The sequence below is a fragment of the Nostoc sp. ChiVER01 genome (assembly GCF_034531155.1).
In the GTDB taxonomy this organism is placed as follows: Bacteria; Cyanobacteriota; Cyanobacteriia; order Cyanobacteriales; family Nostocaceae; genus Nostoc.
In genome coordinates, this window is the sequence record NZ_JAVRBS010000006.1 from 1 (window position 1) to 17,078 (window position 17,078).

The 17,078-nt window shown below is 40.2% G+C and carries 11 protein-coding genes and 1 tRNA gene; 1 reads left to right on the top strand and 11 read right to left on the bottom strand.

The genetic code is table 11. From position 1 onward, the window contains the following. The 9 genes from RMY00_RS10000 to RMY00_RS10040 form a co-directional block, all read right to left on the bottom strand. Positions 1 to 2,437 (bottom strand): NACHT domain-containing protein (locus tag RMY00_RS10000; RefSeq protein ID WP_322647395.1); only part of this gene is annotated, 2,437 nt, incomplete at its 3' end. Positions 2,438 to 2,587: 150 nt separating this feature from the next. Further along, positions 2,588 to 3,022 (bottom strand): hypothetical protein, encoded by a 435-nt coding sequence (locus tag RMY00_RS10005; RefSeq protein WP_322647396.1) that lies wholly within the window; start codon positions 3,020 to 3,022, stop codon positions 2,588 to 2,590. Between the two features lie 391 nt (positions 3,023 to 3,413). After that, on the bottom strand, positions 3,414 to 6,416 hold the full coding sequence (locus RMY00_RS10010; protein WP_322647397.1) for a hybrid sensor histidine kinase/response regulator: 3,003 nt from the start codon (positions 6,414 to 6,416) through the stop codon (positions 3,414 to 3,416). Between the two features lie 188 nt (positions 6,417 to 6,604). Then, on the bottom strand, positions 6,605 to 9,430 hold the full coding sequence (locus RMY00_RS10015) for a methyl-accepting chemotaxis protein (RefSeq protein WP_322647398.1): 2,826 nt from the start codon (positions 9,428 to 9,430) through the stop codon (positions 6,605 to 6,607). Between the two features lie 59 nt (positions 9,431 to 9,489). Further along, positions 9,490 to 9,987, bottom strand: a complete 498-nt coding sequence (locus RMY00_RS10020) for a chemotaxis protein CheW (RefSeq protein ID WP_322647399.1) — start codon at positions 9,985 to 9,987, stop codon at positions 9,490 to 9,492. A 4-nt stretch (positions 9,988 to 9,991) separates the two neighbouring features. Next, on the bottom strand, positions 9,992 to 10,369 hold the full coding sequence (locus tag RMY00_RS10025; RefSeq protein ID WP_322647400.1) for a response regulator: 378 nt from the start codon (positions 10,367 to 10,369) through the stop codon (positions 9,992 to 9,994). Positions 10,370 to 10,416: 47 nt separating this feature from the next. Beyond that, positions 10,417 to 10,782: a four helix bundle protein gene (locus RMY00_RS10030; RefSeq protein WP_322647401.1), complete on the bottom strand. Its 366-nt coding sequence runs from the start codon at positions 10,780 to 10,782 to the stop codon at positions 10,417 to 10,419. A 45-nt stretch (positions 10,783 to 10,827) separates the two neighbouring features. After that, the gene (locus RMY00_RS10035; RefSeq protein WP_322647402.1) at positions 10,828 to 11,895 is read right to left on the bottom strand and encodes a response regulator; all 1,068 of its coding nucleotides are present in this window, start codon (positions 11,893 to 11,895) and stop codon (positions 10,828 to 10,830) included. A 748-nt stretch (positions 11,896 to 12,643) separates the two neighbouring features. Further along, complete coding sequence (locus tag RMY00_RS10040; RefSeq protein ID WP_322647403.1) at positions 12,644 to 14,113, bottom strand: PQQ-dependent sugar dehydrogenase; 1,470 nt, start codon at positions 14,111 to 14,113, stop codon at positions 12,644 to 12,646. Between the two features lie 27 nt (positions 14,114 to 14,140). Here RMY00_RS10040 and RMY00_RS10045 point away from each other — a divergent pair, with 27 nt between their 5' ends. Then, positions 14,141 to 15,289: an SMP-30/gluconolactonase/LRE family protein gene (locus RMY00_RS10045; RefSeq protein ID WP_322647404.1), complete on the top strand. Its 1,149-nt coding sequence runs from the start codon at positions 14,141 to 14,143 to the stop codon at positions 15,287 to 15,289. A gap of 220 nt (positions 15,290 to 15,509) precedes the next feature. On the opposite strand, the gene RMY00_RS10050 is transcribed toward RMY00_RS10045, so the two are convergent. Together RMY00_RS10050 and alr are read right to left on the bottom strand one after the other, a co-directional pair. Next, positions 15,510 to 15,591 (bottom strand) — tRNA-Leu (locus RMY00_RS10050). 237 nt (positions 15,592 to 15,828) lie between these two features. After that, the gene (alr, locus tag RMY00_RS10055; RefSeq protein WP_322647405.1) at positions 15,829 to 17,016 is read right to left on the bottom strand and encodes an alanine racemase; all 1,188 of its coding nucleotides are present in this window, start codon (positions 17,014 to 17,016) and stop codon (positions 15,829 to 15,831) included. Between the last annotated feature and the right edge of the window lie 62 nt (positions 17,017 to 17,078).

Here is a 17,078-nt window from a genome sequence, read left to right on the forward strand (position 1 = left end):
GCAGTTGCACCAAGGCGGCGATCGCAATTTCATTGCCAGTGCCGATTTCCCCTAATGTTGTTGCTGCCTGCCAACGGGTGGAGTCATCCACAGTAGTTGATTGCAGCAGTTGCACCAAGGCGGCAATTGCAATTTCATTGCCAGGATCGATTTCCCCTAAGCTTGATGCTGCCTGCCAACGGGTGGAGTCATCCACAGTAGTTGATTGCAGCAGTTGCACTAAGGTGGCGATTGCAATTTCATTGCCAGTGCCGATTTCCCCTAATGTTTTTGTTGCCTGCAAACGGGTGAATTCATCCACAGTAGTTGATTGCAGCAGTTGCACTAAGGTGGCGATTGCAATTTCATTGCCAGTGCCGATTTCCCCTAATGTTTTTGTTGCCTGCAAACGGGTGAATTCATCCACAGTAGTTGATTGCAGCAGTTGCACTAAGGCGGCGATTGCAATTTCATTGCCAGTGCCGATTTCCCCTAATGTTGTTGCTGCCTGCCTACGGGTGGAGTCATCCACAGTAGTTGATTGCAGCAGTTGCACCAAGGCAGCGATCGCAAATTCATTGCCAGTGCCGATTTCCCCTAATGTTGTTGCTGCCTGCCAACGGGTGGAGTCATCCACAGTAGTTGATTGCAGCAGTTGCACCAAGGCGGCAATTGCAATTTCATTGCCAGGATCGATTTCCCCTAAGCTTGATGCTGCCTGCCTACGGGTGGAGTCATCCACAGTAGTTGATTGCAGCAGTTGCACCAAGGCAGCGATCGTAATTTCATTGCCAGGGTCGATTTCCCCTAAGCTTGATGCTGCCAGCCAACGGGTGAAGTCATCCACAGTAGTTGATTGCAGCAGTTGCACCAAGGCGGCGATCGCAATTTCATTGCCAGTGCCGATTTCCCCTAATGTTGTTGCTGCCTGCCAACGGGTGGAGTCATCCACAGTAGTTGATTGCAGCAGTTGCACCAAGGCGGCGATCGCTTTTGTGCGGTCTGTTTGTTGCAATGCCGACCTAGCTTCCTCTTTGATTGAACTATCAATTGTCCACTTGACAATTTGTGTTACTATTTTATCTGCTTTAAAATATTCTCTAAATTCTGCAATTCCTGCGGCAGCTAAAAAATAGGCGCGATATTCATAAACTTTTTGACATCCATCTTTAAAATTTACTAAAGCATCAATAAACTCTTGCTTTTGCTGCTTGAGGTTTTCTTCTTCTCGCCCTAGCCAAAGTAATATTGTTTGCTTCCATTGCGGTTCAAAAATGCGATAAATTCCTTGACTGGGATTTTTCGGAACGTGCTTGAGAAAGAAATCCCAGTTATCAATTGCTTTAGCAGCAAAGTACTCTTGAAATGAAGCATGAAAGAAAGCGTAAACAGGTTTTCTATTTGTATCTATCCCTACACAGTTCAGCCAGCCGCGATTGAGTGCCAATTTTAGCAGCGACTTTTCATCATCAGCATTCCCCAGAAACTGACTAACAAAATCCTCCCGCAAGCGAAAACGGGTTGCTTCGTTGTCTATTGCTTTTTTAGCTAATTCCGCTAGTTTGACATTGAGTTGCTGACGCTGGTCAGATGTTGTCGCAAATTCCTGTTCTTTCCACTTGTAGAAGTCATTAACAAATTGCTGATAGAGTCCCGCTTGAGTATCCGGTAATTTACCATCTCCTGATTTCCAATTCAAGCACAGCAGTGTCAACCGCAGAGGATTTTTCACTAAATCTTGAATCCGTTCTTTACCTGATTCTTTCAAAGCAGCGCATAATCGCTTCCCAATTTCGGGAATAGCAGCGAACCATTTGTGAATAAATTTCTCTACCTGTTGTGGATAAGAAAAATCTAAACTGCGATAGGTATCAAAATCATCAAGTGCATTACTATTGCCATCCCACAGATTAACCCGACAAGTCAGTAGAATTCGCGCTTGAGAAATTAACCCTGCTTCACGGAATTGCCGGGCAATTTCTGTGAGAGGATTACCTGAAGATGCGGACATCTCATCTAACCCATCTAGCAGCAGCCAGACATTATTTTGATTAAACAGAGCAATAAAATCATTCTTCAGTTGCTCAGTGGGTTCAGCTTTACCTGTTTTTTCGGCAACCTGAGTTAACCAACTGTCGAACAGATAAGATTTTAGTTCCTTCTCTCGCAAATCTGCTAAAGATACCCAAATGACAATCGATTGGTCAATCTCACGAGATACCCAATCAGCAATCTGCTGTAAAAGTGTTGTCTTTCCTGCTCCTGGTTCGCCAATAATCGCAATTCGCTTACCTTTACTTTTAGGCGTGTTCTTCTGTTTGAGAACTTCATCTAGAAAAGCATCATTCTCAAATGTTTTGGTAATTTCTGTCTCCTTGTACAGTTCTGACCCCTTTTCTGGAGAAATATCACCCTGACGCTTAGATTGTTTTTTGCGCTCAACTAATCCCAGTGGCACGTAAACATCATCAACTTGCAGGGCGACTCCTTCAGTTGATGTCAGAGAATTTGTAGTCAGCTTTCGCCGTTCTGCCAGTATTTCATGGCAGACTTCACGCCAGCGATCGGGAGTTAACTTTGTCCCATCCTCCCCTTGGGACGACTGTAGTCAAAAGTTGATAGTTTGGTTATCTATGTGTCCTTGATTTACAGACCCAATTTTTTCTGCTAGCTGCGTCAGATTTTGAATGGTTGGCTGTTGAGACTTGAGAGTATTTTCGATTTCTTGAATTTTTTGAGTGAGTTTTGGTTCTGCTTTTGCTGCGGCTTCCACTTCCATAACAGCTTGAGCAATTTCTGGGTCTGTGTCTGCTGCTGCTTTCAGTTCCACCAGCACTGCTTGATAATCTAAACGCTGCGGTTCATTTCCCTCAACAGCACTGATGAGTAATGGCGATTTATTCTTCTGGCGGAGTAATTCTATTAACTTACCAGGAGCCATCGATACAGCATGACCAATGTTTTTGCCGATTTCCTCCTGCGCTTTAGTCCAAAGCGTAGTTGCGATCGTAGTAGCAACAGCCATCAGTGTTACAGTTACCATAAATTCACCATAGATAACGCGATGTCAGTAATTACTTCAAGCTTGACAAATACCATTTCGCAAAAGCTTGGTGATTATTGCCAACATAACTCAATATATCACGCAATTAATTAGCAATTATCCAGTTGGGTTCTTAGTTGCAAGGAAGTAGCGAATTGCAAAAATCGTTAATTAATTCTATTGTGGATAGTGCATTGTGGAGAGTGCGATCAATTAAATCATATTACTTCTTTGGGCGCGGACTAACGAAAAAGCCAAATTTTTAGCCCACGGAGGTGGGTTTTGTCTGTGTAGCCGCGACTTCTAGTCGCCAAGATACTATAAAACAAACGGTACGTTACGCCAAAGGCCAACGCACCCTACGAAAATATATCAAACTAATTATGAATTATTAATTAGACGCGCCCTTTTCTACCACATTACGAATAATTTCTTCCAGCGTTTGTAATAACTCTTGCTCGTTATAAGGTTTAGAAAAGTAAGCCCTAGCTCCCAATTGCATCGCCAATTGTCGATGTTTATTACTACTACGAGAAGTCAACATTGCAACTGGAATATTTTTTGTATCAACATCTGAATTTATCTTGCCTAAAAAGCCATAGCCATCAAGGCGAGGCATTTCAATATCACAAATAACCGCCTCAACTTTTAATCCACTATGAAGTTTTTCTAAGGCATCTTGACCGTCTTTAGCTTGCTCTACTTGATACCCTCCTTTTTCAAGAGTTAGTGCTAAAAATCGGCGAACATTAATTGAGTCATCTACAATCAAAACTGTACCTTTCTGCTGAATAGAGGCTGCTGATACTTTGTTTTCATCAAATATTAAGAACGGTGTCTTTAACCTTGCTGATGGTAATTGAGTACCTTTGGGAGTTTGCCGATTTGTAGCAATCCAATACAGCAATTCATTGACATTAACTAGTGGCACTACTCGACCATCACCAAGAATTGTGCAGTTACTGAAGCCTTTAGGTAAAGGTATATTTCCCTCCACTTGACGAATAGCAACTTCCTGTTCACCCCAGCAACGGTCTATTTGGATTGCGACTGGCTGATTATTACCTTTGACTACTAAGACGCTGTTAGCATTAATTGCTGCGGGAGTTTCTAACTCTGAGCGATCGTAGCGTAGGCAATTAAACTCTAAATATTGAGTCAGGCGAATCAGTGGTAGCATGTTTCCTTGCCAATTTAGAACTTCGCTACCTGCCATTTGGAAAACTCGTTCGTCTTGGAGTAAGGATATTTCTGAAATGACATCTGTGGGAAAAGCCAATAGCATTTTGTTGATTTCTACCAGCAGAACTCGTGCCACGGAAAGGGTAAATGGTAGTGATAAGGTGAAGGTAGTACCAACTCCTGGTTCCGTATCAACTTTCACATCTCCTCGAATCAGTTTGAGGTTGTTACGAACTACATCCATACCGACACCACGGCCAGATAATGCTGTAACTTGCTCGGAGGTGGTAAAACCTGGTTCAAAAATTAGTGATAATAGTTCTTCATCACTAGCATTAGCGAGTAGAGAAGCATCTAATCCCATAGCTAAGGCGCGGGTGCGAATTTTCTCTAAAGAAATACCCCAACCATCATCTCGGATAGTAATTAGGGTGCGATTGCTGCGGTGACTAGCTGTAATTTCAATCAATCCTTGTTCTGGTTTACCCAAAAGGCGGCGGGTGCTAGAGTCTTCGATACCATGATCGAAAGCGTTTCTTACCAGATGCATTAAAGGTTCGTTTAATGCTTCTAAAATGCCGCGTTCAATTAAAGTGTTGCCACCTTCAATTTTTAACTGCACATTTTTCCCATATTCTACATTTAAATCGCGTAAGGCTCTAGGAAAACGTTCAATTAAATCAGACAGAGGCCGCATTCGGATGTGATTTAACTTTGTTTGTAACTGTTTGGATGTTTTGTTTATTTTACGAGCAATTTGGTCTGTATCATCTACACTGAGTTGAACGTCAGTTGTTACTTCCTGTACCTGAACAATGGTTTCCATAACTTCCTGCGATCGCAGGTTTAAATCGTTATAGCAATCCATTTCTAAAGTATCAAATTCCCTCTCTATGCCTTGTGCTTGTTGGTTATTTTCAACTTGCACCTGCACCGCAGCTTGAGTAGAAATTTTGTCATAAGCAATACGTAATTCCTGGTTTTCGCGGTCGAGAACTTGGACTCGCTGGTTTAAGTTACGAACGAGTTTGCGTAATCTTTCTAGTTGCGAGTTTAACCCATTTCGTTGGACAATCAGTTCGCCAAATAAATCATTAATTTGCTCTAGTTGTTTGCTGGGAACTCGGACGCTATTATCATGAGTTTCCCGCTCTTTAACAACGCCATTTAGCTCTCCTTTACCTTCGCCATATCTGGCATCTGGAAGATTATTTTCTTTAGAAAATATTGTGTTGTGTTCTGTAACATTGACAGCATTAACATCATCGGCAAATTCTACATCTGCAAATGTAAAACTAGCAGCGATCGCTTCATGATTAGTCCAGTTTTCTTTAATGTTTTCTGGTTGCCAAACAGATGTTGAGACTACTTCTATGTCTGTGGCAATATGTGGTTTTACTTCTGCTGGTAATAGTGGCAGAGATGGCGTATAACTACTATTGAAGTCAAGTTCTGTAGGTAAATTATCTAGTTGATTTGTCAGCACCAAAGCTTGCGATCGCCGCCATGCTTGCAATGCTAACCGGGCAATTTCGGGAATGTGCGAGCTGCTAACAGTTTCCAATTGCTGCGTTACTGACTCACAAAGCTTGGTAAAAGCTGCCAACTGAAGCATTTCACCCAAACCGCCCAATTCAGCAGCCATGATCACAACTTCTTCATGTAATCCCGGCTGTTCGCTATCTGCCAATATAGATTCTAGACGCTGCAAACACTCTTCTACTTCGGTGCCAAATAACAAGGAGATAACGTCTTGGCCATCTTCTGGAGATAGCATGGTTGAGGCATCTTCAGGGGTGGGATCACCCAAGCGATCGTGTAACTCATCAAAAATTGGGTAACAAAAGGTTGCTAACCACGCATCTTCGACAACATTTCCTTCTGCAAGCAATTCGACAATTTGACGCAGCCAGTCAACTCCAGATAGCAATAAACTTTGTAACTGAGTATCAATTTCGAGAGAATTTTTTTTAGTTTTTAAAACTTTAAAAGAATCTTCTAGACGATGCGCTAAATCACTTAACGATTTAAATCCCATCATCCCCGCGCCACCTTTGATAGAATGAGCGGCCCGGAGTGCAGCATTGATTTTATCTAAATCGATGCGGTTACTAGTATCGATTTCTAGTAATACCCCTTCTAAGGTATTTAAGTAATCAATTGCTTCTTCCAGAAACTGCATCTGGATTTCTAGTTCTTTGTCTTGTAACATAGTTTTTGTCCTTAGTCATTGGTCATTAGTCATTAGTCATTAGTCATTGGTCATTGGTCATTGGTCATTAGTCATTAGTAAAAGGACAAAGGACAAATGACAACGGACAAATAATAAAAGTCATTGGTCACTAGCAAATAGCAAAGCACTGAGGACAAAGGACAAATGACAAATGACAAATGACAAACTTAACTAACTTTGAAAGCCTCGACAGTTTCTTGTAACTGATGGGAAATCTCTACAGTTTGTTGTAGAGATTCGGAAACTTGACGAGAAGAATCGCTAGTGCGTTGTGATACAGCAGCAATATCTTTCATCAATTGGCTAACACTTTGCGATGTTTCAACTTGAGATGCAGTTGCAGTAGAAATCGACTGCACTAACGAGTCAATTTCACGCGATACATCTAAAATTTCACTCAGACTTTGTTTAGCCTCCTCCACAATTCGAGTTCCTTCTACAACTTGGCTAGTACCTATTTCCATCGCCTGTACCACTTCACTGGTTTCTCGTTGAATATTTTCAACAATTTGTTCAATTTCTTGGGTTGCTGCGGCACTTCTAACTGCTAGTTCGCCGACTTCTTCAGCCACTACGGCGAAACCTTGACCTTCTTCACCCGCACGCGCTGCTTCAATACCGGCGTTAATGGCTAATAAGTTAGTTTGAATAGCGATTTGGTTAATCAACGAAACCACGCGAGAAATTTGTTGCGAAGATTCTCCCAAACGTTTTACTTTCTTAGCAGTTTCACCCACAGTTTTCCGCAAAGACAGGATATTTTGTACTGTTAAATCCATCGCCTGTCCACTCTTAGTAGCGGTGCGAGCCGCATGATTGGCAACGAAAGCAGCTTTTTCGGCGCTTTCGGCTACACCTTTCATAGAGAGGGTCATTTGGTCAACAGCATCAAGGGTGCGGTTAATTTCAGCAGCTTGGGTGAGTGCTTCCTCTGCTAAGTGGCGGATAGCTCCTTCGTTAGAGCCAATGGCAGTATTAACGTGGATGGCAGCTTTTTGAACTTGGGTAACAATATCCCGGAGGCTTTCGACAATGGAGTTGAAAAAGTCGGCAACAGTACCTATTTCCCCAGCCGTCACGTCTGCACGTACAGTCAAATCGCCTCTGGCTGCACCTTCTACTTCATTGAGCAGTTGTAAAAGTTGCTGTTGCAGTGTTTCTTGTTGATGCAGTTCGTCGCCAGAACTGATTACTGTAACATTCCTGGATTGTATCTCTTCTAATAACTTGGCTTGTTCTAAGGCATAGCCGATTTGAGTTGCTATCTGTTGAAACAAGTCAATTTCCGGCTGTTGCCAAACACGAGGAGTTTCGCACTGATGAGCAATTAATAAGGATACAAGCTGTCCTTGGGCAAGAATTGGTACGATCAAATTACCTTTGACAGCAAATTTTTCCAAAAGTTGGATGTAACCGACGGCATTTTTCAGGCTTTGCTCTTGATGAATGTTTGCAATCGCTTGCACCTGTCCATACTGATCAGTTTCTATATAACGTTCCCGAAAATAAGGATCGTCAATTTTGATTCCGAGCATTTCCGGCCAATTATCAGTTACCGATTCAGCAACGACAACGCCATTCCTAGAATTTTGATTTAGACTATAAATGATTACCCGGTCTGTTTTTAGCGATCGCTGAACTTCTTTTACTGCTGCTTGATAAATATCTTCAGTTTTAAGAGTTTTCCGAATTCGTAGGGTAATATCTGTTAGTTGTTTTGCCCCTTCAACGTCTAGTTCTTGTTCTTTAACTAAGACCTGCAACTGTTCAGCCATCTGGTTGATGTTTGCACTCAATACCCCTAATTCGTCTTCTCTTTCGATTTCCAGACGGGTATTAAATTTACCTTGACCAAGCTTTGCTAATGCCGCAGTCGCATTTAAAATTGGCTGTGTAGTAAGTTTAGCTAACCGAGATGCGATCGCAGCTACAATCAATGCTGTAACTGCTGTGCCAATGCCTATAATCCACAACAATTGTCTTTGCGGCTCAAATACAATTGCTGTGTCTGTAGATAAAAGTACTTGCCAGTTTAAATCTGGTAAACCGTCTAACTTAGTGCCTGGTACGTAGCTGACTAGTTCTTCTTTTTTGCCAGTTTTGGGAACTTCTATAAAACTATCTACCTTATTGGCTGCTACCAGTTTAGGTAAATTAGAATACTCTGCCTTTGCCTCTTTTCCTAATAATTCCTTTTGGGGACTCAAGAAAACTGTTCCCGAAGCATCGAGCAAATGGTATTGTTGCCCATTGGCTACGTAGTTTTTGATGACTTCCTCTAAAGATTTTACGGGCATTCGTGCCCTTACCACACCAATGGTTTGGCCCGTCCTTATCTCTTTCACAGGTGCAGCTATATAAATACTCACTACACCAGTATTTTTTGCTGCTTCAGGTTTACTGATAATAGGAGTATCTTTTTGTAAAACCTCTCGAAAGTAGGTACGGTCTTTTTGGTTGTCTAGGGGTTCGCCTGTGGATTGGACAATCAACTTACCTTGGCGATTAAAAACAGCAACGCTGTCATAAGCTTTGTAGGCTTTGATAACTCCATCTAAGATTGCTTGTTTATCTTGAGTGGTGATACTTACACTAGCCTGGGGACTTGTTAAAAAAAGTAAACTTGATATTACCTGAATATCTCCGTAGCGTCCCAACATGAAACGGTTAACTTTATCACTTAAGCCAATGGCTTCAGTTTGTTGAGACTGGGTAATTTGCTTAGTAATTGATTTGTTGGCAAAGCTAAAAGCGATCGCACCGATGCCCAATACTGGTATTGTACCGATTGCGATCGCTAAAATAGTCGCTTTCTTAGCCAATCCGAATTTTGTAAAAGAGGCAATAGCCTGATTTAGTAAAGAATTATTAGCCGTTTCACTAGTAGTCTTAGCTGGTAGCTTTATGGCACTACCATTTATTTTTTGGGATGAAATCAGTGATGCTCGATTTTGAGCGCCACTACCTTGATTCGTATTGGTTTTATTAAACATAAAAGTAATTCTCCTGACTATGTGAATAAGAACACTAAAATCCTTTTTAGGAATACACTCTAATCACTGCGGAGAATAGCAGACTGCACAATTGCCTGAGCATCTAATACCAGTAATATTTCTTCTTGTTGCACAACGCATCCACATAAATAAGGAACTAAACTAGATGCTACTTGTCCTATAGGAGAATGAATATCATCAGAGATAAACTTAGTCGTACCTTTTATTTCTTGCACAACTAAACCTAACACCAATGATTCTACTTGGATAATGATTGCACTGTATTGTCGTAGTCGATAATCTAGAGATTCTAAATTGAGCATTCGTGGCAAATCAACAACCCAAATTATCCGACTCCGCCAATTCATTAATCCTAATATACAGGAAGGCATATTAGGCATTGAGGTTACAGATTCAATAGGTACAATAATTGCTTCTTGCGTATGTTTCATTGATAAAACAGCAGCAGTTTGTTGATTTAGCTGAAACTTCAGATAACCATCTACTAAATTATTTTGGGTTTCTTTTGAAGGAAGTGTAATGTTTATACTAGTCATTGATTTAAATTACCATTGATTTAATAGTACGTAGCAAAAGTTCACGAGTATAAGGTTTAGTTATGTAGGCATCTGCACCTTGTCTCATTGCCCATAAACGATCAATTTCTTGATTTTTGGAACTACAAATTACAATTGGTACTTTTGCAGTAATCGGATTTCTTCTTAGATAACGGCACAATTCAAATCCGCTCATTTCTGGCATTACTACATCAGTAACAATCGCATCTGGTTTTTCTAATACAGCTTTTTCTAAACCTTCTTTTGCACCACTTGCCTTAATTACGTTGTAACCACTTTCTTTCAGATAATGGCTCATTAACTCTAATTCGCTGGGAGAATCTTCTACAATCAAAATTGTGCCAAGTAAAGTCAGACTCACTATTAAATCTCCTAAAAAAATAAATTAAGCATATTAGAATTCAGGAGTCAGGAATCAGAATCTAGAATGGAAGTAGCATAACTTGTCAGTAATTTACTAACTTCTTCAAGTTTAAGTTTTAATTCTGAAGTTTCCCCATATTCCAAATCATTTGAAAGAATTAGGTAATAACGACATTCTTCTAAAGAACCTTGTGCAATGTTTAAAAAACGTCCTTTATCTGCTAATCCTTTTTTCTTAAATCCCTCTGCTATATTTGCTGGTATAGAAATTGCTGCCCGTCTAAATTGAGAGGTAAGCCCATATATTTCTGATTTAGGAAAGTTAGCAGTAAATGGATACACTAATAAAATAAATTGATGTGCTTTCTGCCAAACTATCAAATCTTGAAATGTCTTTGCTGGCTGTCTCATTCCTTCTAACTCCTGAATTCTGACTCCTGAATTCTGACTTTTAAATTAACCAAGATGTTTATAAACCATTTTTAGCAATTCTGATTGTGTAAAAGGCTTAGTCAAGTATCCTGACGATCTGACTATTTTCGCCTTTGCCCTATCGATAAATCCTGTTCTACCAGTAACCATAATGATAGGTGTATGTTTAAAAGCTGAATGTTTCCGCAATAAGGAACATAGCTCGTAGCCATCTAAACTTGGCATCTCAACATCTAGCAAAATCAGGTCGGGCTTACTCCGAAGAATTTGCATTAAAGCCTTCACAGGATCGTTGATCATCACAACTGTAAATGTGTTTTCATCCAAAAAATGTTTGATGGAATTTAAAACTGTTTGGCTATCGTCAATGCAGGCAATTGTATATAGTTTTTTACCAGCAGGTAGCTGAGTATTTTTATGATTTTCAGGAAGATCAAAATTGATTGGTAACGGAAACTTTTGCCCAATTTTTATTTGCAGTTGTGGCTGAACTTGAGACGGTTGTATTTTAGACAAAACTTGGGAACCCCCACCAGCCGGAATTGATGACTGGATATTTTGCCGATTTCGTAACTGCTTTTGACAATGTTCAACAAGTAATCGTAAATCCAGGTGACAGAACTTTGGTAATTCATCCAAAGAGCTTTCTGGGCTGAATTCATAGCTACCTTCTTTTAAACATAGAAATGATTCCAGTACTTCTTTTGCTAATTCGTCTATCAGGCTTGCTGCTTGTACAGAGGTGATATAGTCCTGATTTACTAACCAACAAATAGCTTGGTAATCCGCATTGGGTATTGATTGATGTTCATTCTTCGTCTCAAACATCAGCCGCATCTGCACACGAGCGGCGCTGTTAAGAGCAGGAATTTGCTGGCTTAAGCGCCGCAAGTGACTGTCAAGCCGCTCAAACAGTTTATCTGAATAGGAGGCATAAGTAAGTTTACCGTCCTCTAGATAAATTGACCAAGAAACTATTCCAGTAAATATGTTTAAGCACCCTGTAACACGCCGACTGGTTAATTGTGCCAACAGAGATAGCGGATGTAGTTTCTGGAACAACCTGTAGCTACCTATAGGAGTTGTGCTCATTTTGCTTTTACTTCAGCTAAATTCATACGTGTAAGCTAAATTCGTACAGAGTTATTCCAGAATTGAGATCAAGTAAAAAGCATCAAACTTTTGGATTTTCAAGTACATCAGCTTATTTCTAGATTTAGTGGTGAAACTCAACGAAAACAGCATCATTTTGAAATGATCAAATCTCAGTAAATTCGTAAATTATTATTAATTTACTTACTGTTACTGAGATTTACAGACATTTTTGGACAATTAAGACATAAAAATGTCAAGACTAGATGAAGCCACTTTCCATTGAGTAACCCCAATCTGACTACAGGAATAATACTGATTTTGTAGATAGGGATATATTTGAACTTCTGTATTTACACTGAAGTGAACTCTATTTTTTAAGCAGATAGAACTAGATGAAGCCACTTTGCATCGAGTAACTTCAACTTGACCACAGTAATAACACTGGTTTATTGATAATAGTAAATTGATTTTTTTATATGTTTTAGTTTCATGAACAGAGATATAAGGCTTACGCGAAATATCTCTCAAACTCTCATTTCTTCATGTCGCGCCAGTTGCTAAAGATCGGGCAAGATCCCTGTAAGGGCGCACTGGCTTCTCTGCGCCTCTGCTGTAGCCTGCGGCAAGCTCTCTAGGTTCTTGGGTGATACTCATTCGCCCTCGGCGTTCTTCTGTGCGAGATGCTGCGCGTTGGGGGAAGCCTCTCGTAGAGATAGCGGTTCGTTCCCTTATTTTTATTCACAACTCATTTAGGATTGCTATATGGAGAACGAACAATTTTTCTTACCTTACCATCGCTCTTAGAGGTTACATAGATTTCCCCTTGTTCGTCTACCCCAAACCTCACATCAGAACGTTTACCACCAACGATTTCTAGAAAAGAAGCTTCTTTTTGACCATCAAAGAGTCTAAGTTCTTTAATCTTTGCCTGTTTACCATTAACAAGTTCATTTACAGGTACATGAAAAAAACGTCCATCGTTGCCAAAATCAGCAAAAATATACTGACCTACTAATTCAGGAATGGCTTTACCTCTATAAACATAACCGCCTGCGATCGCAACCGCATAAGAACCTTTCCAATCAGCAGGTTTATCATGGTCATATTGAGCAACTGGATATGTGTAACCATACTTGGCATCATCTTGAGGTAAAGGAAATAGAACATTCTGATTCTTTTCATTTATCACCCACCTTCCCTCACGATTCCCCCATCCGTAGTTGGCGCCTTTGCTCCCAAGATTGATTTCTTCAATCAAAGCTTGACCGATATCAACAATTAACATTTTGCCTTCGCCACCTGTATCCCAACTAAAACGATGGGGATTACGTAACCCATAAGCCCAAATTTCCCCTAAAGTTTGGCGGTTATTATCCTGAGCAAAAGGATTATCTTTAGGGATGCCGTACTTACCATTAGCGCTGTTCCTACCAAAAGGATCTATACGTAGAATTTTTCCTAGAGGTGTACTCAAGTCTTGTCCATTATCTAGAGGATCTGTATTGCTGACAGGAAAGCCGTCACTTCCTCCGTCTGCTGTAGCAATGTACAACATTCCATAATCAACATCTCTAGGTTTAGAATTAGGATTAAAGCCCAATTGCCCGACATTATGGTCTGGATATGGCTGTTCAATCCGCAGAATTTCTCGAAAAGTTCCAGAAAAAGTATTAGCAGCAGGATTAGTAGTTTTCCATTCTAGAACTACGTCATGGTGAGAACTTTCGATGATTTTACCTGTCCTATCAATAATCTTTTTTCTCACAGGAAAATCAGGAATGGATTTATTTTTGTCTTCACTGTGTACAGTATAAAAAATTCCATTTTGCCTAAATTCTGGATGGAAAGCGAAATAAGAGAAACCTTGTTGAGTGCTTTTATCACTGAAACTTAAAGATAGTAATCGCTGTAAATCCATGTAAACTGAGGCTTGATTATTTTTAATTACATAGAGTTTGCCACGCATATCATTGACGAATAACCTGCCACTACCATCACCTGTATTGGCTAACAGATTCAATCTTGCGATTTTCTCTTGCCTTGGCGCTATAACACTTTTGGGTATTTGTACAACTTCTTGTATACCTACGGAAATCTGTGATTTTTCAATCTTTTCAGGAATGGGGTCTGTAATTTGAGCTGAAGAAATATTAGAAAACACTAAGTTGAAAAGCAAGGCTATACAGATACCAATTGAAAAGTATAATTTTTTCATTATTCAGTTATTAATAGATTTTAGTTTATGGAATCTAGATTTATTAAGAATATAAAACTAGCCTCAATTCCCGTAACTATGGGAATTAGTATTATCTTGATGAGTATTTTGTACCCTTGTCAAGGGGAAAGAACTAAGACTAAATTAGTATCATTAAATACAATAAATACACGTATTCAAGACTCGCATCAGCAGAATGCAAGTATAACTGTTACTGAATGGGGTAAAGCTAAAAATGGTCAATTAGTAAACCTTTTGACCTTAATTTATCGTCATACTACCACACATAAGTTTTATATAAAACAAGATAATTTACAAAGTATTCTTGAGAAGGATACTCAAGTTGAAAGAATTGCTATAAATTTAAAATTTACAGAAGGGCCGCTTTGGCATCAAGATGGTTTTCTACTATTTAGTGATATTCCTGCTAATACAATTTATCAATGGCAACCTCATCAAAAATTGCAGATTTTCCGCAGTCCATCTGGTAATGCTAATGGCAACACCTTTGACCTTCAAGGGCGTTTAATTACTGCCGAACACGCTAACCGTCGTATATCTCGTACAGAGAAAAATGGCAAATTAGTCACACTTGTTAGCCATTACCGAGGAAAACGACTTAATAGCCCAAATGATTTAGTAGTGAAATCAGATGGAAGTATCTACTTCACAGATCCACCCTATGGTATTAAACCACAACAAAAAGAATTAGGTTTTTATGGTGTTTATTGTCTTACATCAGATGGGAAATTAACTCTATTAGCTAAAGATTTTGTCCGTCCCAATGGCATCACCTTTTCTCCTGATGAAACCAAACTATATGTAAATGATTCTGAAGCAGGCTATATCCGTGTCTTTGATGTTAATTCCGATGGTCTTTTGAAAAATGCACGTATTTTTGCCCAACAGAAATATCCTGGGAAAGAAGGGGTTCCAGATGGAATGAAAGTAGATATCAAAGGAAATGTTTATAGTACAGGGCCTGGAGGAGTGTGGGTTTTCTCACCCGTAGGCAATCTACTAGGTATCATTGAAGTTCCAGAAGTTCCAGCTAACTTGGCGTGGGGAGACAATGATTATAAAACTTTGTACATCACGGCGAGAAATAGCTTGTATCGTATTCGCCTTAAAAACCCAGGTGTTCGACCAGGAAAGAGTTTCGCGCAGCGTATTTGATAAAATGAGCCTAGAAAATTGACAAAATAAAGAATCTACAAAAAATATCATAAACTCATTGTTTTTTAGAAAATACAATATGTTTACGACAATTTATATTTTATTTATCGCGTGATTAAGGTATTTATGTCAATGGCAATTATCTGTCATTAACGAAAAACAACTAGTTACTGCACAGAATAACTACTAGCCTAGATCAGGCAATTCGATTTATTAGAAATGCGGATGAAAGGACTTGAACCTTCACTCCTCTCGGAACTAGAACCTAAATCTAGCGCGTCTGCCAATTCCGCCACATCCGCATCAGTTTACTATCATACCATGAGAAATTATTTTTGGGAATAGGGAGTGGGGAATGGGGAATGGGAAGCAATACTTTTCGGATAAACCTAATAATCTCTCTTTTGGTCTGGGAAAAGGTTAAAGGGCAAAGGTAAATTCAAATCCTTTCCCTTTCCCCTTTAACCATTTCCCCTCTTAGTGAACTCTTTCCCCTCTGCTCCCTGCTCCCTACCCCTCTGCCTCTTCTCCATGCCCAATTACATAACCGCAACACGAGGCAGACGATGCTTAAACCCACAGAGAATTTCCCAAGAAATAGTGTTTAGTTGTTCTGCCCAATCGTCTGCTGAAATTTTTTCTTTTCCCTGTTCCCCTAGCAAGGTGACTATTTCCCCTTCTTGGATATTAGGTATAGCACTCACATCCAGCATCAACTGATCCATTGTAATTGCCCCAATTTGCGAAACTCGCTGACCGCGAATTAACACCTGCATTTTGTTGGAAAGGTTACGAGGCACACCGTCAGCGTAGCCAATTCCGACGACGGCGAGGCAAAGTTCACGCGGGGCAATAAATTTATGCCCGTAACTAACACCTGTTCCTGCGGCAATTGTTTTAACTTGGGTGACTCTTGCCTTAAGTTGCAACACCGATTTGAGATTGATCGCATTTTGTAAATGGGTTGCTGGGTAAAGTCCGTAAACTGCTAAACCGACTCGCACAATGTCGTAGTGCAATGCCGGATTTGTCAATGCAGCAGCTGAGTTTGCCAAGTGCAAGCAGGGTGGCTCAATTCCCATTGCTTTGATTTGAGCGATCGCTTCCTCAAATCGTCTATGCTGTTCTTCCATTGCCGTAGTATCAGGATCATCTGCTGTTGCCAAATGAGAATAAATACTGGCAATAGATAGATGTGGTAAGCGCTGTACTAATTGCACAAATTCACCAGCTTGCTGCCAATTAGTTCCCAACCTAGACATTCCCGTATCTAATTTGATGTGTACGGGTATGGCAGAATCATAGTTTATGGATTCTAGAGTATCAGAAAATACTAAAGCTTGTTTAGGACTACAGAGTGTGGGCTGAAGTTTCCAATGTGCGATCGCATGAATCTGCTCTGGTGTATGAGTTGCTCCTAAAATCAAAATGGGTGCTTCAATCCCACCTTCTCGCAATTGAATAGCTTCTGGAACTGTAGCGACTCCCAGCCAACTTGCTCCCGATTCGATTGCAGTTTGGGCGACTGTTATTGCTCCATGCCCATAAGCATCAGCTTTTACTACTGCCATCAACTCAGTACGCGGCGATAAAAACTGTATCAATTGCTTTACATTGTACGACAACGCCTCTAAGTCAATTTCTACCCAGGCTCGTTGCGAAAACCACTCATAGGTGTCGCACTGCTGATTAGGAACTACACCAGGGATTTGTTTACGACTTAACATTTGTACTGACTCCTATCCCACCACGGCTAAACTTCCAAGTTATCCATATACGCTTACTAAAG

Coding starts and splice junctions, on each gene's coding strand:
- alr (WP_322647405.1), bottom strand. CDS start 17,016: ATGTTAAGTCGTAAACAAATCCCTGGTGTAGTTCCTAATCAGCAGTGC.
- RMY00_RS10040 (WP_322647403.1), bottom strand. CDS start 14,113: ATGAAAAAATTATACTTTTCAATTGGTATCTGTATAGCCTTGCTTTTC.
- RMY00_RS10005 (WP_322647396.1), bottom strand. CDS start 3,022: ATGGTAACTGTAACACTGATGGCTGTTGCTACTACGATCGCAACTACG.
- RMY00_RS10030 (WP_322647401.1), bottom strand. CDS start 10,782: ATGAGACAGCCAGCAAAGACATTTCAAGATTTGATAGTTTGGCAGAAA.
- RMY00_RS10015 (WP_322647398.1), bottom strand. CDS start 9,430: ATGTTTAATAAAACCAATACGAATCAAGGTAGTGGCGCTCAAAATCGA.
- RMY00_RS10020 (WP_322647399.1), bottom strand. CDS start 9,987: ATGACTAGTATAAACATTACACTTCCTTCAAAAGAAACCCAAAATAAT.
- RMY00_RS10010 (WP_322647397.1), bottom strand. CDS start 6,416: ATGTTACAAGACAAAGAACTAGAAATCCAGATGCAGTTTCTGGAAGAA.
- RMY00_RS10045 (WP_322647404.1), top strand. CDS start 14,141: ATGGAATCTAGATTTATTAAGAATATAAAACTAGCCTCAATTCCCGTA.
- RMY00_RS10035 (WP_322647402.1), bottom strand. CDS start 11,895: ATGAGCACAACTCCTATAGGTAGCTACAGGTTGTTCCAGAAACTACAT.